Here is a 21,964-nt window from a genome sequence, read left to right as displayed (position 1 = left end):
TGCCATGTTTTAGAGCCATTCATATCTATTTGCTTTTTTGTTTCCGTGTTAAAATTTAAGTGGAAGTAAACGCCTCCAAAACTTAAAGAGCTAAAGAATAGAATTTATGAAAATTGAAGTGAACAGTGGTGCTTATATTGCTTACACTATACCTGAAAAATAAGTATCAACTTGTTCAATCAACGGGCGCCTATCTGGAATAAGAATCGGCGTCCTATCTTGCGGAAATGGGCCCATTTAATTGAATAACGTATTATGAAAATAATGAGTTATATATGCTATAATTAGTACCAGGTAATAAGATTAACTTCTAATAAATGTGAGGTGGATTGTATGAAAGGGGCAAGAATAACAGCTATTGGAACTTATGTACCAGAAAAGAAATTGACAAATTTTGAGCTTGAGCAAATGGTTGAAACAAATAATGAGTGGATTACCCAAAGAACAGGAATTCATGAACGTAGAATTAGCCGTCCCGATGAATTTACAAGCGATTTATGTGTATCTGCGGTAAGAGATTTAATGCAAAGATATAATAAAAATGTTGAAGATGTAGATATGATTTTGGTGGCAACAAGTACACCAGATTTTCCATTTCCATCTGTATCAAGTATCATTCAAGATCGATTAAATATATCCCAAACAGGGGCTGTAGATTTAAGTGCAGCTTGTGCAGGTTTTGTTTATGCATTACATACAGCACATACCTATATTGCATCCGGACTCCACAAAAAGATACTTGTTATTGGTGCGGATACACTATCAAAAATCACCGATTATACAGATAGAAGTACATGTATCTTATTTGGTGATGGGGCTGGTGCAGTGTTGGTTGAAAAAGACGAGCAATCAAAAGATTTCATTGGATTTGATTTAGGAAGTGATGGAAAAGGAGCGCAACACGTATACCGTCCTGGACTTTCAAAAAAGGTCAATGGAATTGAGTTAATCGATACTCAATATCTTGTTCAAAGTGGTAGAGAAGTTTTTCGATGGGTTGTAAGAAATATCCCTGATAGCATTAAACGGATTTTAGGAAATGCGCAAATTGGTTTAGATGAAGTTGATTGGTTTATCCCCCATAGTGCTAACTTAAGGATGATAGAGCCGATTTGCGAAAAATTAGAATACCCTATGAAGAAAACACTATATAGCCTGGTCAAATTTGGAAATACTTCGGCCGCAACTATTCCTTTAGCCCTTGATTTTGGAATCCGTGAGGGAAAGGTTAAGAATGGAGAGAGAGTTCTTATGCACGGTTTCGGGTCTGGTTTGGTTTATGCAGGTCAACTTGTAGAGTTAAATCTTGATGAACAAATTAATTCTCCTACACCACTATAATGATCAGAATTGTGGAATATTCTACTTTTGACGGGCGCGTAAACCAAAAGTTTGAAAGCTCGAACTAGCACTTATTTATATAATGTGGGAAGGGCTGTGAAGTCAATTGAGTGATTACAGAGCAATGCTATTTGATTTAGATGATACCTTGCTTAGCAGGGATAAGGCAGTTGATAAAATGTTTTCAATTATTTTAGAAAAGTGTTTTAAGGATGTTAATCGTTCAATGGAAAACCAAATGCTGCAAAGATTCAAGCATTATAACAAAAGAAGCTATGGTGATGGTGATAAAATAAAAGTTTTAGAATCATTTTTTGATGAATTTCCACCAAATTATAGATTGCCACGCAATTATATTCAGGATTTTTGGAATGATAAATTCCCCAATTGTTTTTCTGTAAACCAAAATACCATAAATATCGTAAATACTTTAAAGATGTATGTTAAAGTTGCCATTATAACGAACGGCTCAACAAAGAGACAAAAGGCTAAAATAATGAACACTAAGATAAATAACTGTTTTGATACGATAGTTATTTCTGAAGAAGTGGGATTTAGGAAACCAGACGAACGCATATTTGAATTTGCATTAAATAAGCTTAATGTGCAGCCGGAAACCGCATTATTTGTTGGAGATGACATAGAAAAAGATATTGGTGGTTATCAAAACGCAAATATGAAGGGCATATGGTTCAATCCACATACGAACAAAAACGATACCGAAATAAGACCATATGCCGAGATCAATTCCTTTGATAGCTTGTTAAGTTGTGTTACATAATAAGCATAATCAGAAGTGGCGGTCCAAGAAAATAAAAGGGTAACTTTACCATAAAGTGGATTCCACATACGGGTGCTTATCGGGAACAATAATGCGTCCTTCCTTGCATTATATTGAGCAAGGTTTATTGAACCAACAGGACAGAATTTCTATTATCATTTATAAATAATAGAACTGTAAAAATATCTGAGGAGGGCAAGAATATGAAGACCATAATTTACATGGTAAGGCATGCAGAATCCCCCTTTGAATTTGGTCAAGAAAGAACTCGGGGACTCTCGGAAGAAGGTTTTCTTGCAGCGAAGCAACTTGCCAAATTCTTCACTGATCTTGACATCCATTATATTGCATCTAGTCCATACACGAGGGCTAAACAAACAATTCAATACATAGCTGATCAAAAGTTCTTAGATATCGTAGAGTACGAGGGACTCGTTGAGCGTCCAATAAAGGGACTGGATTATAAGGCTCCGTGGGATGACTTGTTCGAGGCTATCCGTAAATCATTTGTTGATAAGGATTTCGCTTTAGAAGGTGGCGAATCTACTTGGAAAGCACAACAAAGGTCTATACCCATCATAGAAAAACTCTTAAATCAACAGCAAGGGAAAAATATAGTCATCGGTACACATGGTAATATAATGACAATCATAATGAACTACTATGATGATAAATATGGGTTTGATTTTTGGAATACTACATCGAAGCCCGACATATATAAAATGACATTTGAACAAAATAAATTAGAGAAAGTGGAAAGGATATGGAAATAAAGCCATGTTACATTAAGACTAATAACAGTAGTTTTTCCTCGTAATTGATTATGCCGCAAACGGGCGCCTATCTGGAATAAAAACTTGGCGCCCGCACTCATACATAAGGCCATTTTGTTAAGATCTATCTCAAAGATATATGGATATTTATGTTAAAATAAGTGGTAATAAATAATAACCTGGGGAGATATAAAATGGTATTGCAAACGATTTTTACTTTCATAATTACCTTTGCAATCTTAGGGATTATTAGTTTTATCTTGAACACTTATTTTCCCAATAGAGCAAGAAGCACGAAAACTGGCGGTTTTATAATTTATCTTTCGCAAAGCATAGTAATCACTATTCTTTTTGTTTGGTTTATATAGTTGTTTTTCAAACCAAAATAGTTAAGCAATCGGGTGCTTTCGCGGAATAAGTATTTTTGAAGAGAGGGAGGGTTACTGATGCTTTCAGGACCTTTGTTAATGTCTCTTATACCAGGGGTTGTTACATTATTGATTACGTGGTGGTTCAAGAGACTGAACTTTTCTTTACTTGTACAAATAATACCGGGAGTCTTAACAGTTATAGCTGCACTTATTCTGTTTTACATTGGTTTTGTAAATATTAGAGGATTCGAAGGTGGAGCCTACGGAATTCTGGCTTTCTTTTTAATTATTTTTGCAATCATTTCATTTATAATAGCTAAAAAAGGTGTTAAAGCAAGTTAAAAATGACTTATGAATTTGTTAAGCAATAGGGCGCCTATCTGGAATAAGAAAGGGGTGTATAGATGCTTTCAAGGAGGTTTAACCGAACTGGAAAAGTGATTGCATTCATAGGAATATGGGTTTTTGCCTTTGGAATTGCATTTAATGAGACGATAGCAGGGATTTCAGGCACCCCAGATTTATTAGCATCATTATCAATCCCCTTAATTGTTATTGGTATAATAATGCTGATTACGTCAAATTTTTTTAAAAGAAAACGTGAGAGGTAATCTTCCCCAAACGGGCGCTTTTCCCTAACAAGGAATGGCGCCAAAATCGTATATAAGGAGCCAGGTTGTCGAGGAAACATCTTGGGATTGTGAAACTTTACACTAAAATAACGGGGCAGTAATCTTTAATAAATAAATTGGTTTTCACAGTAAATGCAATATATATGAGGGGGGATTATATGGGTTTTTGGACTTGGGTAGCCATAGCTATTGCCTTAATTGGTGGTGTATTCGGTGCTAATTCTGGAAAGAACAAACAGAACAAATATAAGAATGACACTATGGACAGAGATAATAAATAACTCAACTAAATGGCCCGTTTGTTGAACTAGCTCAACTTACTTTTCATACATTTATATTAACATGAAATGATTGTTTTCATAACATTTCCAATATAAATTTATCGATGACATAACGAATATGGCGTAATTAGCATTAAGAATAACATATGAATTAGCATCTGTTTTAGCACACCAATTAACAGCGGCACATAAATTTATGCACTGTTGTTAATTACATCGCTATTTCATATGCTGATTTTAGTGTTAAAGTTACAAAACGCTGGTATCAATAAAAAATGGAGATACAAATCACATGTGATTTGTATCTCCATTTAGGATGTTATTTGTCATTTTCTCCCCCATTACTTGAACCCGTTATTGGAATACCCTAAGCTTTTCATTCTGTCATCGGCACAATCAGATATTCTTACTAATTACGAATCTAGCTTATTTTTTAGTTCGCAATTACATCCACTATGTTATTACAACCGACAAGCCGTACAAATAATCCTCCATTATAGCACGATAGCTGCGACCCAGCCGAAAATGAATAATGGGATATTATAGTGCATAAACGTTGGTACGCATGTATCCCAGATATGGTGGTGCTTCCCATCCGCGTTCAAGCCGGATGTTGGCCCAAGTGTACTGTCTGATGCCGGTGAACCCGCATCACCCAATGCTCCCGCCGTTCCAATCAGTGCAGCTGTTGCCATCGGAGAAAAACCAGCTGTAATACAGATTGGTACATAAAGCGCGGCAATAATAGGAATTGTTCCAAAAGATGAACCGATACCGATTGTTACTACTAAACCTACCAATAACAAAATAAGTGCAATTAATGGCTGATTGTCAGTAAGATAACCTGACGACACTTCAACCAGTGCATCCACAGCACCGGTTTCCGTTAGTATGTTTCCAAATCCAGAAGCCACTAGCATCACAAAAGCAATTGTCCCCATCATCGAAATTCCGTCGGCCATCACTTTGTCGCCATTTTTAAAAGGAACAACCAGAAGCAGGAACATCAGAATTAGCCCGGTTAATGCTCCAGCAATCAGATTTCCTGTGAAAATCTGCACCAGCAATGCTGCTGTAATCGCAACAAGTGTCAACGCGTGTTTTTTATTGAATGTAACGTCGCCTTGTACAGGGGCGGTAAAGTTTACCTCCCCGCCGCCTGCACCCGGAATGGATTCACGGTCTTTTCGATAGGTAATGAATATCGCTATCAACAAGCCAACAATCATGCCGGATCCGGGAATTAACATGGATAATGTCGTTTCGGTTAGTGATATTTCAACTCCATTTTGCCCCATCCCTTTGATAATCGTTTCATGAAAAAGAAGGCCAAACCCTGCCGGAATCATGACATATGGAGCCTTTAACCCAAATGTCAATGCTGCCGCCACGCCACGACGGTCAACTTTCATATCATCAAACAGCTTTAATAATGGTGGAATTAAAATTGGTATAAATGCAATATGAACTGGTACCAGATTTTGTGATAATGATGCGACACCAGCAAGAACCAGCAGCATTATCGTTTTCTTTCCTGTTAAGACTTTAATAAGATAGTTCACCAGAATTGCCGTAATACCGGTATAACTGATTGCTACCGCAAATGCTCCAAGTAAAATGTAACTTAATGCAGTACTGGCCTGGCCCCCCATTCCACTTACAAGCATTTCTATCGAATCAACAACGGAGAGTCCAGACATTAATCCGGCAACAATTGCTGCTGCAATGATTGCAATAATAACGTTAACCCGCAGTAGACTTAAAATCGTCATAACCAGAACGGATACAACTACAACCCATTCCATATTCGCGTTTCCCCTCTCCATATCTTTAATACTTTATTATGATAAAGCATTAAAGCGACGAAATCAACCCCTAAAATTAAAGTTCTTCATCAGCTACTTTATAGATACCATAAGAAAAGCCCTGAATCATTTCAGGACTTATCTTAATTGAAAGGAGAATGAAACATGATCCTGTATTGGTATCCATGCGCCAATTCCTTGTTTAGTAACATTTTTTATGACGATTGATTTTTTGGAGCCTTTCAATTTAACGTATACCTGTCCGAATGTTACCTGTCCTTTCTCATTAACTGCTGGAGCGTATGCCTGCAAATGACCGTATTTTTTTGCCGGTACATTATAGGAATTCTCCTTTTTGGTACCTTTCCCAATCGTTGTGTTATAGGAAAGCGGTAAGTTCGTTTGCTCTTTTGCCTCCAGTAACATCATTTTTTTAATGTCAGCCGGACTGGTAATTCTGTTTGTTAATGCTCCCTTAATTTCTTTCTTTTCCTGCTGGTTGTACTGCATTTTTTGATCTGTATCACCGTCGATGTTATTTGATTCGTTTGTATTTATTTTTTGGTACTCCCAGTTTATGTTTGTTTCATCTGACTTGTAATTAAGTGCCCACCGCCCAAGATAAATCATGCCGCGATAGCCAAACGCAAGTGGTGATGGATTAATTGATGTTTCGTTAAACATTTTAATTAAATCAGGATTTTCAATTGTTATGTCCTCCAACCCATCAATCAGCTCACTCGTTAATTCACTTGGTTTTACTATTTCCTGGTCTTCGGTTGAGTTCGGGTACGTATTTTCCTTTGATATATTCAATACATGGCTTGGCACTTCAAACTCTTTCTTTTGCTCATCTTTGTCCTTTTCCTTCTCTGCGCTAAAACCGGCAAAGGGAAATAACCAAACGAGAACAAACACAATTAACGCTATAAGGAACTTTTCTTTTTTCATGTGTCCCATCCTTCCTTGTTGCTTATTGGTTATTTGTTAGTTTTTTCGGACACATGAATATTATACCTATTTATTATTTCAGCGGCTCAGCTCGATAACCTCCAAATGCTCATTAATTGTAATACTGTCCTCAACAGAACGGACCATGGAACAGTTTTTTCGCGATAATTCCAGGTTTTTATGGAGCCTGTCAGGGTTTAACTGACGCCCCTTAACGTAATAATAAAGATCTATTTGTTCGATTTTATCTGCTTCTTCTGGATTTCGTTCAACTTCAGCAGTTATCGTCAAATCGTCATAGTCCATCCGCTGTTTGTTAATTATTTTACGAAAAACAGATCCGCTGCAGCCTGCAATCGAGGCAACCATCAATTGATATGGACGAAAGCCATGTGCTTCATCGCTTGAAATATCCAATTGTCCATAGTCAAAGTCAATCTGCATTCCTTCTTCTCTCAAATAAAAATTCATCATCAGCTCACTCCTTGGAAAAAAATCTTTATTTACAGTTTAACCTTCATTGTACATCTTCTAACATTATTTGATACAACAAATTGCTCCGGTTTGACCTTTTCCACGAAAACAATTACATTAAAAAACGACTTTGGTTAGCGGGAGGAAGTAAATTGGCATCAATAAAGACAAGGTTTTGGATATTAATTTCACTCGTTTCCATATCAGGTTTCTCACAAGGGATGCTGCTTCCTTTATTAGCTATTATTCTGGAACAAAAAGGCGTCCCCTCATCTGTGAATGGCATACATGCAACCGGCTTATACATCGGTGTACTGATAGCGTCTCCTTTTATGGAAAAACCAATGCGTAAATTCGGTTTCAAGCCGATTATCGTCGTTGGCGGAATGCTTGTATTTGTTTCCATGTTTTTATTCCCATTTTGGCAGTCATTATGGTTTTGGTTTATGTTACGGGTAACAGTTGGCATTGGTGATAACATGCTGCATTTTGGAACACAAACATGGATTACCACGACAAGTCCAAAAGATTCACGCGGAAAAAATATTGCATTCTATGGTTTGTTCTTTGGACTTGGATTCACACTGGGACCATTAATGACACGCTTTCTATCCGTTCATGAAGCATTACCTTTTCTGATATCGGCACTGCTTAGTATCATTGTTTGGTCATTCATGTTCTTTGTTCGAAATCAAATGCCTGAAGCAAATGACGTTGGCACCGGCGCTAACTCCAGTTCAATTGGACGATTTATACAAACCGGAAAAATAGCGTGGGTCGCACTTCTTCCTGCATTTGGGTATGGATTTTTGGAAGCAACCTTACACGGAATATTTCCTGTCTACGGATTGCGGATTGGACATGAAGTTGGCATGCTGTCGCTCATTATACCCTGCTTTGCCGCCGGGAGTCTGATAACGCAAATCCCATTGGGCATAATGAGCGACCGCTACGGGAGAAGGAATATATTACTTATGGTTATATCTGCCGGAGCCGTCTGCTTTCTGATTTCAGCTTTGCTGGAAACATCCGCTGTAGCGTTATTTATTACTTTCGCATTGGCGGGCATGCTCGTCGGTTCATTATTTTCATTAAGTATTTCGTTTTTGGCAGATATTTTGCCTGCATCATTGTTACCAGCCGGAAATCTAATGACAGGAATCGCCTTCAGTACCGGCAGTATTCTTGGGCCATACATCGGCGGATTGTTCATCGAATATTTCCCTGGAGTTTCATTCTTTTATGTGATCGTCTTTATGCTTGTTATTATACTGGCCGCAACATATTTCAAAAAGAATGTCGGCGTAAACATGGACACATCAGCTCTGGGCTGATGTGTCCATACATTTATGGCAGCTCGCGTCGCTGCTGGTGTTTCGTTCCTTCTAGCGATTATTCCGCGCTCCTGCTGATATTTTTTCGGGTCTTTTCGTCTTCCTTAATTGCTCAGTACGTTTGGGGGTGTTCGCTGATGTTGTCACAAAATCGGGTGATGTTCACAATTTCCTCGCTGATGTTGTCACATTTTCAACCTAAGCAGTAAAATACCCCGAGCATTCTGCGCTCTGCCCGATATTTTCCCGCTCCTGCCATGTTCGCCTCTTCAAAGATTTTTTTAAAATAGGCCAAATACCGCTTGACTTTATTTAATCTAATGGTAATATAATAATAAATATTTATTTATAATAATTATAAATTGGGAGGACAAACAAAATGACGTCCAAATCCAAGCCATTAGCATCACCAACATCTCAAATGTTTCATCCAACGGTTATTCACAATGTGTATAAGAAGATTAGCGAACATGCGGAGTTAATAGCGGCATTATTCAGCGGCCTGCTTATCCTCGTTACCTGGGCTATAAGTAACAGTATCCCACCTGCTTTAACGGTAATTCTGTACCTGACTGCTTTTGTTATCGGTGGTTATGCCAAAGCAAAAGAAGGAATTCAGGAAACCATCGCAAACAAGGAACTGAATGTGGAAATGCTGATGGTTTTCGCTGCAATTGGCTCTGCTTCCATCGGTTACTGGACAGAGGGTGCCATTCTAATCTTTATCTTTGCACTGTCCGGTGCGCTTGAAACCTATACGATGCAAAAGAGTAATAAAGAAATTTCATCACTCATGGATCTGCAGCCTGAGCGGGCATTACGCATATCAAACGGGCACGAAAAAGTTGTCCCTGTTTCCGAGTTGCAGCTGGAGGACATTATTCTTGTGCGGGCAGGTGAGCGTGTCCCCGCTGATGGCGTGATTATCAAAGGGACGACAGCAATTGACGAGAGTGCGATTACAGGGGAATCCGTGCCGGTCACTAAGTTAAACAGCCATGATGTTTTTGCTGGGACTGTTGCATTAGATGGTTCCATTTCGGTAAAAATCACAAAGCCTGCAAATGAGACACTATTCCAGAAAATCATTCAAATGGTACAATCAGCACAAGAGGAAAAGTCCCCGTCCCAATTGTTTATCGAACATTTTGAAGGAACCTATGTGAAAGTTGTTCTTGCCACGGTCGCCGTCATGATGTTTTTACCGTATTTTCTTTTCGGATGGTCCTTATCCGAAAGTATCTACCGGGCAATGATTCTGCTTGTTGTTGCTTCACCTTGCGCACTCGTTGCATCGATTATGCCGGCAACATTATCGGCTATCTCCAGCAGTGCTAAGAATGGTGTCCTGTTTAAAGGTGGTGTCCATGTTGAAAACCTGAGCCACGTGAAGGCAATTGCGTTTGATAAAACAGGTACATTAACCAATGGCACCCCGGAAGTCACCGAAGCCTTTGTGGATACTAATGCAGATAAGGAAACCGTACTAGCTATTGCGGGAGCGATTGAACGTGAATCAACACATCCGCTTGCACAAGCGATAACAGCATACAGTGAAGCTCACTCCAATGGCCCCAAGCGAACTGTTGAACAGGTAACAACTGTAAGCGGCAATGGTGTAACTGCATATGTCGATCAGGAACAATGGAAAATCGGGAAAGCCGCATTTGTGGGTGAGTCGGAAGCATCCTGTTTTCACAATGGAATTGCCGAACGTCTGGCCAAAGAAGGGAAAACAGTCGTATTCGTAAAACATAATGATAACGTTATTGCACTCTATGCACTGAAAGATACCATCAGAAACGATACCAAGCAAGCCATCAAAGCGTTAAAAAAACAAGGCGTCTACACCATCATGCTGACTGGGGATAATGAAACCACCGCAAAAGCAATTGCCCAGGAAGCCGGAATTGATCATTACATTGCGGAATGCCTGCCGGAAGAAAAAGTAACCCAGGTCAAACAACTCCGAACAGCCTACAAAAATGTGGCAATGGTTGGTGATGGCATTAACGATGCCCCTGCATTGGCAAGCGCCAATCTTGGAATAGCAATGGGCAAAGGAACGGATGTCGCATTGGAAACCGCTGATGTCGTATTAATGAAAAATGATTTGCCGAAGATTACCAACGCCATTCATTTATCATCGCGCATGAATAAAGTGGTTGGACAGAATGTTATATTTTCACTTGGAGTAATCGTTTTGCTAATTGCATCCAACTTTTTGCAAGTGCTTGATTTGCCCTTAGGTGTGATTGGACATGAAGGCAGCACCATCCTTGTTATCTTAAATGGATTGCGGTTGTTGAAATAAAATAAAATTATAGTTCGCAAAAAACACCAGCTCACAAACGAGTAACGGGTTCGATTTTGGAGTACAAAATACTAAAAAGTTATAAAAAAACTCCCTTATTGGTTTAACGGGTTCAGTTATGGGGGAGAAAATGACGAATAATGCTCTATTTAGGGATGCAAATCGCATATGATTTGTATACCCATTTTTTATTGATATACCAGCGTTTTGCAACTTTAACACTAAAATTAGCATATGAAATAGCGATGTAATTAACAACAGTGCATAAATCTGTGTACCGCTGTTAATTGGCGACGCGTTAAAACAGATGCTAATTCATATGTTATCCTTAATGCTAATTACGCCATATTCGTTATATCATCGATAAATTTATATTGGAAATGTTATGAAAACGATCATTTTATGTTAATATAAATGTATGAAAAGTAAGTTGAGCTAGTTCAACAATAGGGCCATTTTGTTGAATAAGGGGGAAGATACTTTTTTATCACATATTTATAGTGTATTGCTTTCAAAAGTATGCGGTTATGTTGATTAGAAATACATTTGACTAAGGAAAAGGCTGATCATGGGGGCAGCCTTTTTGTAAGTATCCTTTTTAACAAAAATCCCACAAATAAACCCGGGAGTACGCTTAGCATTGAAAGCCAGATGGGCCCCAACAATACCCCAAATAGCATTAGTTTTGGTGAATAGATCGTACCTACAGTCACAAAATAGGCCGAAAAAACAAATGGCAAAAAAGAATAAGGTTCTTTTCCTCCACCAGCATCTTTGAAAGCATCCCATATTGCAAAAAAGTATAAACAAGGATAAAACATCAACCATCCATATTCTGTTTGGTACATAGCTTCTTCGATATTACCGTGGAAACTTAAGATGAAACAAATATTCAATAAGGATGTTTTTGCAAGTCCTCCGAAATGGCAGAATAAGGCTGTACCCCTTGTATGGGTTGGGTTCCAAAAGAGTCTTTCAAAAGGTGTTTTGAAAAATGGCGAAAATCCTCAAGACATTTTGATACAGACCATTTACCTTCTTAATCCCCTTTTTCAAGGCGTTGAGAAAAACGCTTAATCTTTGTTGGGTCTTTTGCCAATGGTATTTTGGTCACATGGTTAATTGTCAGTAGCCAGGCGATACAGTATCTTGCTTCGTGATAAAAAACACACCATACAATCTTCTTTTACGGAGGGTTGTGTGATTTTCCTTAATCATAGTTGTAATAAAGAGGACCGTTCTACTTTATTGATTTCTTTTACGGAGTATCCTCAAACTAATAGTCGCGGTCAGTCAAGGAGACGAAACCTCAAGAATCTGTATCCCTTTGACCACCTTTGGTCACCTTTTTAACAAGTCCGATAAAACTTCTCTCAAACAAGAGTGTGCCTGTGAGGGTGGCGAATGAATGACCAAGGTTCCAATGATGATATTTGAACAGTTTTGTTGTTTTTTCCAAAAACCATTGTCCGATTGTCATCGGGATGCTGAAGACGAGTGTCTTTAACAAGATCATCACCGGGTTGGAAGTGTAAGTCATTCGGGTATAGATGACGCCAATGATCGGGTACATCAAATAATCATAGAGGATGTTCAGTTTGAAGTGTTTGGACAGAAAGCGAACGGGATACCTAATTCGTTTGGATTCCACCACGTAAGTATCGACTAAGCTTGCTACAAAGGCCTTAAAAAGGAAGGCAATGATTAAAATTGGTAAAGGTCCCTTTTTGAATATGAAGGGTAAAATTCCGACACACGCGGCCAACAGGCCTTTTAACATTAAACGTTCCATGGGTGACTCACCTCTTTTGTTAGGGATAGGTTTATTATTTGCATTGTGGGGGAATTTATTCATTTTGCGAATCACGTGTCACAATTTACGAACCCACGTTTTTTGAAAACCTTTGCGTAATTGAACGAATGTCTTGACGTGGTCAATTCTATCCTTTGACCAATCATTGTAGTGTTCATCCCAATATTCGACTGTTGAAAAGAAGAAACCAAGAGCGACAAACTATTATTTTTTTGACTAAACTGCCTGGTTATTTGTATTAAATTTCTTAAAATAAATAGTAAAAATAAGAGTTAAATCTCCTTCATGTAAGGGATGAAAGACGGGATTTCTATGGATGAAACAAGGGTTGAGGTCAAGTGGGATAAGGGATCGAGGGAGATGGGGGAGATTTGTAAAAAGGAGTTACAAAGGCACAGCTGAGGAAGAAAAATGTAGTTTAATTTATGGAGGTGAGGTTGTCACCTTTTTTATGGTTGATTTTGGATTTTTTTCAGGAGCATCAGCCATCCCGGATACAAGAATATTCTAGTAAGAGAAAGGCATTTAAACTGTAAAAAGGAAAGAGGGGCCTGTTACCTTTTCTTTCCTTTTTGCTGAGGCACATGATTTACTCTGTATTCGCTTGCTGAATATGCTGTAATAAATTTGTGAAGTCGAAAAGGGTTCTCGAAAATTCCTCTTCAGTGAGACCACTCTTTTTAATAAGCCTACCGGGAATCTCCGCTGCCGTTTCCTTTAATTGTTTTCCTTCTTCAGTTAAGGAAATTAATACACGTCTTTCATCATCGGGATCTCGTTTTCGGTATGTTAACGCTCTTTCTGTAAGGCGCTTGAGCACTGGGGAAAGTGTTCCGGAATCGAGAAAAAGACTGTCTCCCAACTCCTTCATTGTACAGGATTCTTTTTCCCACAAAACAAGCATGACAAGATACTGTGTATACGTTAAATTGAGTTCTTCCAAAAACGGACGATACAATTTATTTATTTCCCTTGATAATGAATAGATAGAAAAACACAGTTGGTTGTTTAATTTTATTGCTTCATCTTTCTCCATTAATTATCATCCTTTCAGTCCTTCTCTATTTTAAACTATATGGAAGTTCATAAAATGTCAAACTGGTTTTTTGACGAGAAGAACTTTTTATGGTTTAATAAGTATCGCGCAATTAAATTGCACAAAATTAAATTGGGGTAATAAACTTGAATGCTTTATATACTGCTTCATCCACTGTCAGAGGTGGACGTAATGGACGTGTGATTTCAGATGATAAGATAATTGATATGCCATTAGTAATGCCTAAATCACTTGGCGGTGCAGGGGGAGAAGGGACCAATCCGGAACAATTATTTTCCGCTGGGTATGCGGCCTGCTTTGACAGTGCGTTGAATCTGGCTGCCAGAAAGCAACGAATTAAAATTGACGAAACAGAGGTGAAAGCGCAAGTATCAATAGGAAAAGATACCGATGGAGGTTTTGCTCTTACTGTTGCATTGGATGTTACAATTCCGGGATTGAACAAGAAGTAGCTGAACAACTTGTTGAATCCGCCCATCAAATCTGTCCATACTCCAAAGCAACCAGGGATAATATTGCAGTCGACTTGAAGGCTAAAGGGGTGGAAAGATAATGACATTAAAAGAAAAATTGAAAAATAGTCAGATTCTATTGGCAAAGCGCCCAAAAGGGCTGCCAACAAAAGAGAATTTTACATTTAAAGACAGTCCTGTACCACAACCGGAAGAAGGAGAGGTTCTTGTTAAAACAATCTATTTATCTGTTGATCCGTATATGAGAGGCAGGATGGATGATGCAAAATCGTATGTGAAACCTTTCGAATTAAATGAGATGATCTGTGGCGGAATTATTGGAGAGGTCGTTTTGTCTGATTCAGATCAGTTAAGCGTCGGTGATAAAGTAGTCGGGACGCTCGGATGGCAGCGATATAACGTTATTCAAGAATCTAAGGTACGTAAAATTGATGAAACAATCGCTCCTCTGACCGCATACCTGAATGTCCTTGGCTTAACTGGCTTGACTGCTTATTTTGGTCTGCTTGATATTGGTCAGCCAAAAGAAGGGGAAACAGTTGTTGTATCCGGTGCAGCAGGAGCGGTTGGTATGATCGTTGGACAGATTGCCAAAATTAAAGGAGCTCGAGTTGTCGGAATTGCTGGTTCCGATGAAAAGACAACCTACTTAAAGCAGGAACTTGGCTTTGACGAAACGATTAACTATAAAACCTCTCCAAATATGGAAAAGGCGCTTGAGAAAGCCTGCCCAAATGGAATAGATATATATTTTGACAATGTCGGCGGACCAATTTCTGACGCAGCGATAAATCTATTAAATGAATTTGCACGCATCCCTCTTTGCGGTGCAATTTCGTCTTATAACCGGACGGACGGTGATTTAGGTCCAAGAATTCAGACAAAACTCATTAAGAGCCGTGGATTGATCAAAGGCTTTATCATTGGTGACTATGCTGACCGTTTCAGTGAAGGTATCCGGGATCTTTCAAGCTGGTTAGCCGAGGGGAAACTGAAATATGAAGAAAATATTGTGGAAGGATTTGAGAACGTACCAGAAGCTTTTCTTGGGTTGTTTAAAGGTGAAAATCTTGGCAAGCAACTTATAAAAGTCGATGAGGAATAACGAATTAGAAATAAGGAAATACATGATGAAGGAGGACCCAAATTGAAAGCAGTTATTATTGAAAATTACGGCAGCATCGATGAGTTAAAGTATACGGAGGTAGACGAACCAAAATTGAAAGACAATGACGTCTTGATTGAGATAGCAGCTACGTCCGTAAACCCCGTTGATTGGAAAATACGTGAGGGGTATCTGAAAGGAATGCTGGATTATAACTTTCCGCTTACTCTCGGTTTGGATGCCGCAGGAACAATAAAAGAGATAGGAAAAAAAGTGACGAAATTCAGGGTCGGAGACAAGGTATTTACCCGGCCGGATATAACCCGTAATGGAACTTATGCGGAATATGTAGCTGTTGATGAAAACCTTGTTGCAAAAAAACCGGAAAATCAATCTTTTGAAGAAGCTGCATCAATTCCGCTTGTTGGATTAACATCGTGGCAATGTCTTGATGACTTTGCTGACATCAAACAAGGTGACAAAGTGTTAATTCACGCTGGATCAGGAGGAGTTGGAAGTTTTGCCATTCAACTAGCAAAATCCTTGGGTGCCTGGGTGGCAACGACATGCAGCACGAAAAATGTTGAATTTGTTAAATCGCTGGGGGCAGACAAAGTTATTGATTACCGCAACGAAGATTTCACACATGTTCTTGCCGATATGGACATTGTGTTTGATACGCTTGGCGGTGACATCCAGACGCAAAGTTATGATGTTTTAAAAGAAGAAGGTGTTCTGGTTTCTATTGCTGATCAGCCTGATCAGGAATTATCCCAAACGAAAAAGGTGAAAGCGGGCTATGTTTTCCTTGAACCTGATGGTGAACAGCTTGCCAAGATCGGGGAAATGATTGAACAAGGAAAGATTCGCGCAAATGTAGGGACAGTTATGAAACTTGAGGAGATTCAAGAAGCCCACCGATTAAGTGAAACACATCATGCCAAAGGAAAAATTGTCCTCCGAGTGGGGTAAGGTAAGGAAAGTGCACAGATTTTACTAACGATTTTTTTCATGGCAAAGGAGTGACATCGCCAACGATTCACCGTATGGCTTAGGCGGAGCCTTCCATTCTGATTCCTTAGAACATAGGGTAAACATCGCTAGAAGACTTCATATCGGTATGGTTCATGTCAATGATCACCGTTAATGACGAGTCCCACGTCCCGTTTGGCGGGGAAAAAGAATCAGGTCTTGGTCGATTTAATAGGGACTGGATTCTTGACGAATTCACAACAGTACAATGGGTATCTGTCCAACACGAAAGACGCGATTATGGTCTTATTTTGATTAAGGGCTAGCGTGGTAAAATAGAATAAAAGTTCAATATCGAATCCATACTTGATGAATTCGGTATTGATAGCGTATAAGAGACTGCTTAATGGAATTGATTCGATTGTTTAATCCTACTAGAGAAGATAAATTTAAATATTGGGGATGAAAAATAACCATCAGTTAAAGCTGTGAAATTAGTAGATGAGGAGCTGTTGATATGAAAGTATTAGTGATCGGTGCATATGGACAAATTGGACAACATATTTTATCTGTCCTGGACAAGAGCGAACATCAAGCAAAGGCGATGATTCGCAACGAAAATCAGGCGAATGAACTAGAACATTTAGGGGCGGAGGTTGTTGTTGCCGATTTAGAACAGGATTTTTCTTATGCTTTTGACGGTTGCGATGCGGTGATTTTTACCGCTGGTTCCGGTGGCCATACCGGTCCTGAAAAAACGGAATTGGTGGATCGCCAAGGTGCTATGAAGGCGGTGAACGAGGCAGAAAATAATCATGTAAAGCGTTTTATCATGGTCAGTTCAATGAATGCTGATACCCCTGATAATGGTCCGGAGTCCATGAAATATTATTTCAAAGCAAAAGGCGATGCGGACAAAAACCTGCAATCCGGCCATTTGAATTATACCATTCTCCGTCCCGGAAGGTTATTAAACGAACCTGCCAATGGGACCATTACCGCGGCGGAACATATCGAAGACCGTTCCAATGGCATTCCGCGTGCTGATGTAGCGCAGGTTGCTGTCACTTCACTAGATACAGAAAATACATCCCATCGGGTGTTTGAAATTCTCTCAGGCGATGTTCCGATTGAAGAGGCACTAAGGAATATCTAAGGAATTTGCGAGTAATGAAAGTATTTATATGATATGCGATAGGTTGTTTTTATTATAGGAAATTTTTGTAAAATAATCTTTTTTAAGGTTGAAGTTATAAAGGGGAGGCAAAAACGTTGAATGAAAAATACCAGCCATTATTTGAATCCTTTTCTTTTCCGAATGGTACCCGATTGAAGAATCGTGTGGTCATGGCCCCCATGACCAACTGGTCCTCAAATTCGGACGGAACGGTTTCTGATGATGAAGTGAAATATTATAAACGTCGTTCAAAAGGGGTCAGCATGGTCGTCACAGCCTGTGCCAATGTGACAGCAGGCGGCAAAGGCTTCTCCGGCGAAATTGGCGTGCACAATGATGATATGATCCCGGGATTAAGAAGGTTGGCGACAACGATTCAAGATCAAGGCGCCAAAGCGGTCTTGCAAATTTATCATGGCGGACGGTTGTGTCCACCGGATTTAGTCCCAAATGGGGACATTGTCAGTGCTAGTGCAGTTCCGGCAGGAGAGAACGAACCGGTTCCCCGTGCATTAGAGGATGGCGAAATTAAGGAAATCATTCATGCGTATGGGGAGGGCGCCCGTCGAGCCATTCAAGCCGGATTCGACGGGGTTGAAATCCATGGAGCGAATGGATACCTGATCCATCAGTTCTTTTCTCCTCATTCAAATCATCGTGACGACCACTGGGGTGGAAGCCTGAAAAAACGAATGAACTTTCCACTGGCTGTCATCAATGAGATCCAGAAAACCGTGGGTGACCACGCAAAAGATCCATTCATCGTGGGGCACCGGCTTTCTCCTGAAGAACCCCAAACTCCAGGTATTACAATGGCGGACACGTTGGAATTCGTCGATGTTTTAGCCGATCAGGAACTGGATTACATTCATGTTTCACTAATGAATTTTTGGTCCCGTCCTAGACGAGGCTTGGAAGATACACGTTCACGCTTAGACATCATCCAAGATCGTGTAGGGAACAAAGTCCCTGTTGTCGGAGTAGGCTCCATCTACTCAGCCGAGGATGCCCGATCCGCAATCCAAAGCGATGTACCTTTGCTAGCTTTAGGACGCGAACTTATTATAGATCCCGACTGGGTAGGCAAAATCGAACAAGGAAAGGCTTCCGATATTGAGACGATTTTAGATACAAATGGTCAAGATCGGCTGGTCGTACCGAATCCTCTTTGGAAAGCGATTATCCACACCCCTGGATGGTTCCCTGGTGTTGATTAACAGATTTAAAGCCTTTGCCACCTACAAAAAGGTGGCTTTTCATAAGATTGATTCCAATAATAATGGTTACGGACTTTTTAAAAACCTTTCATAACGCCATTATACTCACAAACTGTATATTTTACTGTTATTCTGGTAGATGCCCCATCCAGTTCTTCAGCCGTTCAAGATATCCGTCGACATACCTTCTTTTTAAAAACCTTTCATAACGCCATTATACTCACAAACTGTATATTTTACTGTTATTCTGGTAGATGCCCCATCCAGTTCTTCAGCCGTTCAAGATATCCGTCGACATACCTTCTCTCGAAGAGAGGCTTCAAGCCTTCGTTCTGCCGAATCAACTGGCTTCATACCTCAAAAATAGATGCACTCAGGATTGTTGACGAGATGAATTCGGGAAACGTGGTTCCGTCATTTTCACCCTCCGTTGTAAAGTTGGAATTCATTTGAAAGTTCCCAGCATTTCGTGCCTCAAAGTGTTTATAGCAGAACTTGTCGCGTCGCCCGTTGCGGAAGATAGGTAATCAATTTCAGTAATATTTTAAGGCTACCAACTTTATTGTTATATGACTGACTTTTATGTTAAACAACAACAATAACCATTACGGAAGGTTTTCTTAAAGAAATTTACAATGAATGGTATTAAGATAAAAGTATTCTTCAGCTAAAGGGCGCAGTTGCGGAATAAAAAACAGCGTTCAATTTGCCATTGTAGGGCCATTATGCGGGAGAAAGGGGGAAGTTTGGTTGCCTAAAGTTAAAATCCACCCATTGATACTTGTAGGATTATTTATAAATTCAGTAGCAATGGTTTTCTATGCTTATCGAAGTTATTCTAATCAAGAAATGGGTCACGGCATTATATTTACATTGCTATTTATTTTTCTCATTGGATTAGTGATCTGGGGCATTGTCAGGAATAAAAAGATTGATTATACAAGTAAGTAATCTGGCATTTTTGTTAAGCAAACGGGCGCAAATCCGGAATAAATGCGTTCATATTTCATAAGTGGCCTATTTTGTTGAACAAGGAATTACGAAAGAAAGGAATTTAAAAGTGAAGAACATTGGCATACTACTATCCGGATTATCTTTATTAACACTAGCGATGGTGATTATCCTTTCAAGAGTTGCTGAAGCAGTATTTTCCATCGCCAGAAACCCAACGTACACTACGCCTTTTTTTGTCTATATTCTGATAGGCATTGTATTTCTTTTAGGAGTGGCATTAATTTTTGGTAAAGAGCAAAAATGATATTTTAAGCAATCGGGCTCTTTCGCGGAATAAATAGCCAGGTATAGGGGGGGGGCGTTTTATGGCAGGTAAACCTAAAATTAAAATCGTTGATGACACGGAATTGAGACAAGAAATTGAGAAAAATACTGACCTTCTTGGGCAGATTGATTTGGCTAAGTGGGCAATTAGTGTCGCGAAGCATGTAGTCCCATACCTCGAAAAAGAATTTCCAGACAATGAAAATATAGCAAACGGATTCAAGGTTAACGAACTATGGCAAAAAGGAGAAGCAACTGTCCATCAAGTTAGACAGGCAGGGTTTAAAGTACATGAAGTAGCAAGGGAATGTAAAAGCAAAACGGCAAAATCAGCTGCGAGGTCTATTGGACAAGCCGTTGGTGTTGTCCATATGAGAGGTCATGCGATGATGGCAACGGATTATGCAGTTAAGACAATTAATCTCGCTTTTAACAAAGACATGACCAAGGTAACAGAAGAACGGAAATGGCAATTACATGAACTGAATAGATACATCAAGGATGATAAATCTAATTGATTCATCATTGTGCCACTAACGGACGCCATTCTTGAATAAAAGATTGGCGCCCGTGTCATATATAAGGGTCAAATTGAAACTCTTTGGACTAATCCAATAGGTGTAGTCAAAGGATGCTTTCAATTTTTAAAGAGGGGGCAGCCTTATTTTTTATCCTGCTTCTTATCCAATATGGATCTTAGTTCTTTAATATCCTCTTCAGACAGGTCTTCATCCTGAATGAATTGAACGAGCATCGATTTCAAGGTGCCGTCATAGAATCGTTTTACAAAGGAGTCTGTTTTGGCACGTTGGCATTCGTCTTGGGAATAAAACGGGTAGAATGTATAAACTCTCTGATTTTTATGGACGCCGACGACTTCTTTTTTAGTGAGCCGATCCAACAGTGTACGTACGGTTTTCGGCTTCCAATTCGTTTGTGCCTGCAAGGATGAAATGATATCATTTGCTGTTTGCGGCGCTTTTTCCCAGAGCACTTTTAAGACTTCCCATTCCGACTCTGATATAGTGGGTATTTTATTCGTCACGTTATTCCCTGCCTTTACCTGTTAATAGATGCCTTTATCGTACAAAATGGATTTCGTAATTTCAGCAGCTATACTACCACTGGCATGACGGTCGCTTTCGATATTAGTTGCAAAAAAATACGTATTGTTTTCCGTTTCTACATATCCAATGAACCAGCCATTCACATTTTTCCCGTTGACCGTTCCTGTGCCGGTTTTGCCATAGAGTGTTGCACTGTCTTTCGTCTCCAGTTTGATGGCATCTTTTATGAATTGAATGTTCTTACCATCAAATCCAAATTGGTTTGTATAAAAGTCTTTGAGTGTCCGCACCTGCTCAATCGGTGAAATTTTTAAGGAAGATTCGAGCCAATAGTCTTCGATTCCACCCGACAGATTCTGATTGCCGTACTGTATTTTATCAAGGTAAGATTCAATGTTCTTCATTTGTACCTTTTTGTCCAGTTGCTGGAAGTACCAGGTTACGGAATTTTCCATTGCAGTAAATAAATTTTGATTCTGGTTCCAGCTTTGATAAGGATACGAGTTCCCATTCCACTTCATGGAGTTGTCATTTCGTGTGATGACTTCGGACTCCGATGCAAATAGTGCACTGTAAATTTTGTACGTGGAATTTGGCGAAACCCGTAATGTGCTTTTGTCTTTATTGAACAAAATCGCTATCGCGATGGCTTAAAACCATCCCTCTCAAATATCTCAGTAAATTAAAGTGGCAGCACACTCAAATATAAGGTATTGTTAATTTACCACAAAAAACAAGCCAAAATTGA

21 protein-coding genes and 3 pseudogenes are annotated in these 21,964 nt (G+C 39.4%); 16 read left to right on the top strand and 8 right to left on the bottom strand.

What is annotated here, in order from left to right; translation table 11 throughout:
* Positions 1-333: 333 nt before the first annotated feature.
* The 5 genes from E4U82_RS16350 to E4U82_RS20495 all read left to right on the top strand — a co-directional run bounded on the left by E4U82_RS16350 (position 334) and on the right by E4U82_RS20495 (position 4,179).
* Positions 334-1,341, top strand: a complete 1,008-nt coding sequence (locus E4U82_RS16350) for a ketoacyl-ACP synthase III (RefSeq protein ID WP_135111245.1) — start codon at positions 334-336, stop codon at positions 1,339-1,341.
* Between the two features lie 124 nt (positions 1,342-1,465).
* Positions 1,466-2,122: an HAD family hydrolase gene (locus tag E4U82_RS16345; RefSeq protein WP_135111255.1), complete on the top strand. Its 657-nt coding sequence runs from the start codon at positions 1,466-1,468 to the stop codon at positions 2,120-2,122.
* 203 nt (positions 2,123-2,325) lie between these two features.
* On the top strand, positions 2,326-2,895 hold the full coding sequence (locus tag E4U82_RS16340) for a histidine phosphatase family protein (RefSeq protein ID WP_135111244.1): 570 nt from the start codon (positions 2,326-2,328) through the stop codon (positions 2,893-2,895).
* 446 nt (positions 2,896-3,341) lie between these two features.
* A complete protein-coding gene (locus tag E4U82_RS16335) occupies positions 3,342-3,608 on the top strand; it encodes a YesK family protein (protein ID WP_245183619.1) in 267 nt (88 codons plus the stop codon).
* Positions 3,609-4,056: 448 nt separating this feature from the next.
* Entirely contained in the window at positions 4,057-4,179 is a 123-nt protein-coding gene (locus E4U82_RS20495) for a hypothetical protein (RefSeq protein WP_280689460.1), read from the top strand.
* Positions 4,180-4,673: 494 nt separating this feature from the next.
* On the opposite strand, the gene E4U82_RS16325 is transcribed toward E4U82_RS20495, so the two are convergent.
* The 3 genes from E4U82_RS16325 to E4U82_RS16315 form a co-directional block, all read right to left on the bottom strand.
* Entirely contained in the window at positions 4,674-5,984 is a 1,311-nt protein-coding gene (locus E4U82_RS16325; RefSeq protein ID WP_135111242.1) for a Na+/H+ antiporter family protein, read from the bottom strand.
* A gap of 138 nt (positions 5,985-6,122) precedes the next feature.
* Positions 6,123-6,935 (bottom strand): YfkD famly protein, encoded by an 813-nt coding sequence (locus tag E4U82_RS16320; RefSeq protein WP_135111241.1) that lies wholly within the window; start codon positions 6,933-6,935, stop codon positions 6,123-6,125.
* A gap of 78 nt (positions 6,936-7,013) precedes the next feature.
* Complete coding sequence (locus E4U82_RS16315; protein ID WP_342447742.1) at positions 7,014-7,409, bottom strand: OsmC family protein; 396 nt, start codon at positions 7,407-7,409, stop codon at positions 7,014-7,016.
* Positions 7,410-7,561: 152 nt separating this feature from the next.
* Here E4U82_RS16315 and E4U82_RS16310 point away from each other — a divergent pair, with 152 nt between their 5' ends.
* Complete coding sequence (locus tag E4U82_RS16310) at positions 7,562-8,743, top strand: MFS transporter (protein WP_135111240.1); 1,182 nt, start codon at positions 7,562-7,564, stop codon at positions 8,741-8,743.
* 379 nt (positions 8,744-9,122) lie between these two features.
* Entirely contained in the window at positions 9,123-11,057 is a 1,935-nt protein-coding gene (locus E4U82_RS16305; protein WP_135111239.1) for a heavy metal translocating P-type ATPase, read from the top strand.
* Between the two features lie 566 nt (positions 11,058-11,623).
* Here the strand turns inward: E4U82_RS16305 and E4U82_RS20360 are convergent.
* The 3 genes and pseudogenes from E4U82_RS20360 to E4U82_RS16290 form a co-directional block, all read right to left on the bottom strand.
* Positions 11,624-11,950: pseudogene (locus E4U82_RS20360) on the bottom strand (hypothetical protein); the annotation flags it as partial.
* Between the two features lie 416 nt (positions 11,951-12,366).
* Positions 12,367-12,849 (bottom strand): CBO0543 family protein, encoded by a 483-nt coding sequence (locus E4U82_RS16295; protein ID WP_010529121.1) that lies wholly within the window; start codon positions 12,847-12,849, stop codon positions 12,367-12,369.
* A gap of 610 nt (positions 12,850-13,459) precedes the next feature.
* Positions 13,460-13,906: a MarR family winged helix-turn-helix transcriptional regulator gene (locus tag E4U82_RS16290; RefSeq protein ID WP_135111238.1), complete on the bottom strand. Its 447-nt coding sequence runs from the start codon at positions 13,904-13,906 to the stop codon at positions 13,460-13,462.
* A 146-nt stretch (positions 13,907-14,052) separates the two neighbouring features.
* Between E4U82_RS16290 and E4U82_RS16285 the strand changes: the two are divergent.
* The 9 genes and pseudogenes from E4U82_RS16285 (at position 14,053) to E4U82_RS16245 (ending at position 20,667) form a co-directional block, all read left to right on the top strand.
* Positions 14,053-14,480: pseudogene (locus tag E4U82_RS16285) on the top strand (organic hydroperoxide resistance protein).
* Positions 14,480-15,505, top strand: coding sequence for an NADP-dependent oxidoreductase (locus E4U82_RS16280; protein WP_135111237.1), 1,026 nt, complete (start codon positions 14,480-14,482; stop codon positions 15,503-15,505). Before E4U82_RS16285 ends, E4U82_RS16280 begins: the two are co-directional and overlap by 1 nt.
* Before the next feature lie 42 nt (positions 15,506-15,547).
* Positions 15,548-16,477, top strand: coding sequence for an NADP-dependent oxidoreductase (locus E4U82_RS16275; RefSeq protein WP_010529125.1), 930 nt, complete (start codon positions 15,548-15,550; stop codon positions 16,475-16,477).
* A gap of 55 nt (positions 16,478-16,532) precedes the next feature.
* Positions 16,533-16,803 (top strand): annotated as a pseudogene (locus E4U82_RS16270) (aldehyde dehydrogenase family protein).
* Positions 16,804-16,994: 191 nt separating this feature from the next.
* Positions 16,995-17,633: an SDR family oxidoreductase gene (locus E4U82_RS16265; RefSeq protein WP_135111236.1), complete on the top strand. Its 639-nt coding sequence runs from the start codon at positions 16,995-16,997 to the stop codon at positions 17,631-17,633.
* Between the two features lie 116 nt (positions 17,634-17,749).
* Positions 17,750-18,871: an NADH-dependent flavin oxidoreductase gene (locus E4U82_RS16260; protein ID WP_135111235.1), complete on the top strand. Its 1,122-nt coding sequence runs from the start codon at positions 17,750-17,752 to the stop codon at positions 18,869-18,871.
* A gap of 750 nt (positions 18,872-19,621) precedes the next feature.
* Entirely contained in the window at positions 19,622-19,822 is a 201-nt protein-coding gene (locus E4U82_RS16255) for a hypothetical protein (RefSeq protein WP_135111234.1), read from the top strand.
* Between the two features lie 109 nt (positions 19,823-19,931).
* On the top strand, positions 19,932-20,129 hold the full coding sequence (locus tag E4U82_RS16250; RefSeq protein WP_135111233.1) for a hypothetical protein: 198 nt from the start codon (positions 19,932-19,934) through the stop codon (positions 20,127-20,129).
* 61 nt (positions 20,130-20,190) lie between these two features.
* The gene (locus tag E4U82_RS16245) at positions 20,191-20,667 is read left to right on the top strand and encodes a putative immunity protein (protein ID WP_135111232.1); all 477 of its coding nucleotides are present in this window, start codon (positions 20,191-20,193) and stop codon (positions 20,665-20,667) included.
* A 143-nt stretch (positions 20,668-20,810) separates the two neighbouring features.
* Here the strand turns inward: E4U82_RS16245 and blaI are convergent, their stop codons facing one another.
* Together blaI and E4U82_RS16235 are read right to left on the bottom strand one after the other, a co-directional pair.
* The gene (gene blaI, locus E4U82_RS16240) at positions 20,811-21,194 is read right to left on the bottom strand and encodes a penicillinase repressor BlaI (protein WP_010529130.1); all 384 of its coding nucleotides are present in this window, start codon (positions 21,192-21,194) and stop codon (positions 20,811-20,813) included.
* A gap of 21 nt (positions 21,195-21,215) precedes the next feature.
* The gene (locus E4U82_RS16235; RefSeq protein WP_425339534.1) at positions 21,216-21,848 is read right to left on the bottom strand and encodes a penicillin-binding transpeptidase domain-containing protein; all 633 of its coding nucleotides are present in this window, start codon (positions 21,846-21,848) and stop codon (positions 21,216-21,218) included.
* Between the last annotated feature and the right edge of the window lie 116 nt (positions 21,849-21,964).

Origin of the sequence: Lentibacillus salicampi, from assembly GCF_004565465.1 — a bacterium.
GTDB classification, from domain to species: domain Bacteria; phylum Bacillota; class Bacilli; order Bacillales; family Amphibacillaceae; genus Lentibacillus; species Lentibacillus salicampi.
This window is presented reverse-complemented; position numbering and strand designations above follow the sequence as displayed.

Excerpts from the sequence above, each read along its gene's own strand:
- E4U82_RS16350 (WP_135111245.1), top strand. The coding sequence starts at position 334 with ATGAAAGGGGCAAGAATAACAGCTATTGGAACTTATGTACCAGAAAAG.
- E4U82_RS16345 (WP_135111255.1), top strand. The coding sequence starts at position 1,466 with ATGCTATTTGATTTAGATGATACCTTGCTTAGCAGGGATAAGGCAGTT.
- E4U82_RS16340 (WP_135111244.1), top strand. The coding sequence starts at position 2,326 with ATGAAGACCATAATTTACATGGTAAGGCATGCAGAATCCCCCTTTGAA.
- E4U82_RS16335 (WP_245183619.1), top strand. The coding sequence starts at position 3,342 with ATGCTTTCAGGACCTTTGTTAATGTCTCTTATACCAGGGGTTGTTACA.
- E4U82_RS20495 (WP_280689460.1), top strand. The coding sequence starts at position 4,057 with ATGGGTTTTTGGACTTGGGTAGCCATAGCTATTGCCTTAATTGGTGGT.
- E4U82_RS16325 (WP_135111242.1), bottom strand. The coding sequence starts at position 5,984 with ATGGAATGGGTTGTAGTTGTATCCGTTCTGGTTATGACGATTTTAAGT.
- E4U82_RS16320 (WP_135111241.1), bottom strand. The coding sequence starts at position 6,935 with ATGAAAAAAGAAAAGTTCCTTATAGCGTTAATTGTGTTTGTTCTCGTT.
- E4U82_RS16315 (WP_342447742.1), bottom strand. The coding sequence starts at position 7,409 with ATGATGAATTTTTATTTGAGAGAAGAAGGAATGCAGATTGACTTTGAC.
- E4U82_RS16305 (WP_135111239.1), top strand. The coding sequence starts at position 9,123 with ATGACGTCCAAATCCAAGCCATTAGCATCACCAACATCTCAAATGTTT.
- E4U82_RS16295 (WP_010529121.1), bottom strand. The coding sequence starts at position 12,849 with ATGGAACGTTTAATGTTAAAAGGCCTGTTGGCCGCGTGTGTCGGAATT.
- E4U82_RS16290 (WP_135111238.1), bottom strand. The coding sequence starts at position 13,906 with ATGGAGAAAGATGAAGCAATAAAATTAAACAACCAACTGTGTTTTTCT.
- E4U82_RS16280 (WP_135111237.1), top strand. The coding sequence starts at position 14,480 with ATGACATTAAAAGAAAAATTGAAAAATAGTCAGATTCTATTGGCAAAG.
- E4U82_RS16265 (WP_135111236.1), top strand. The coding sequence starts at position 16,995 with ATGAAAGTATTAGTGATCGGTGCATATGGACAAATTGGACAACATATT.
- E4U82_RS16245 (WP_135111232.1), top strand. The coding sequence starts at position 20,191 with ATGGCAGGTAAACCTAAAATTAAAATCGTTGATGACACGGAATTGAGA.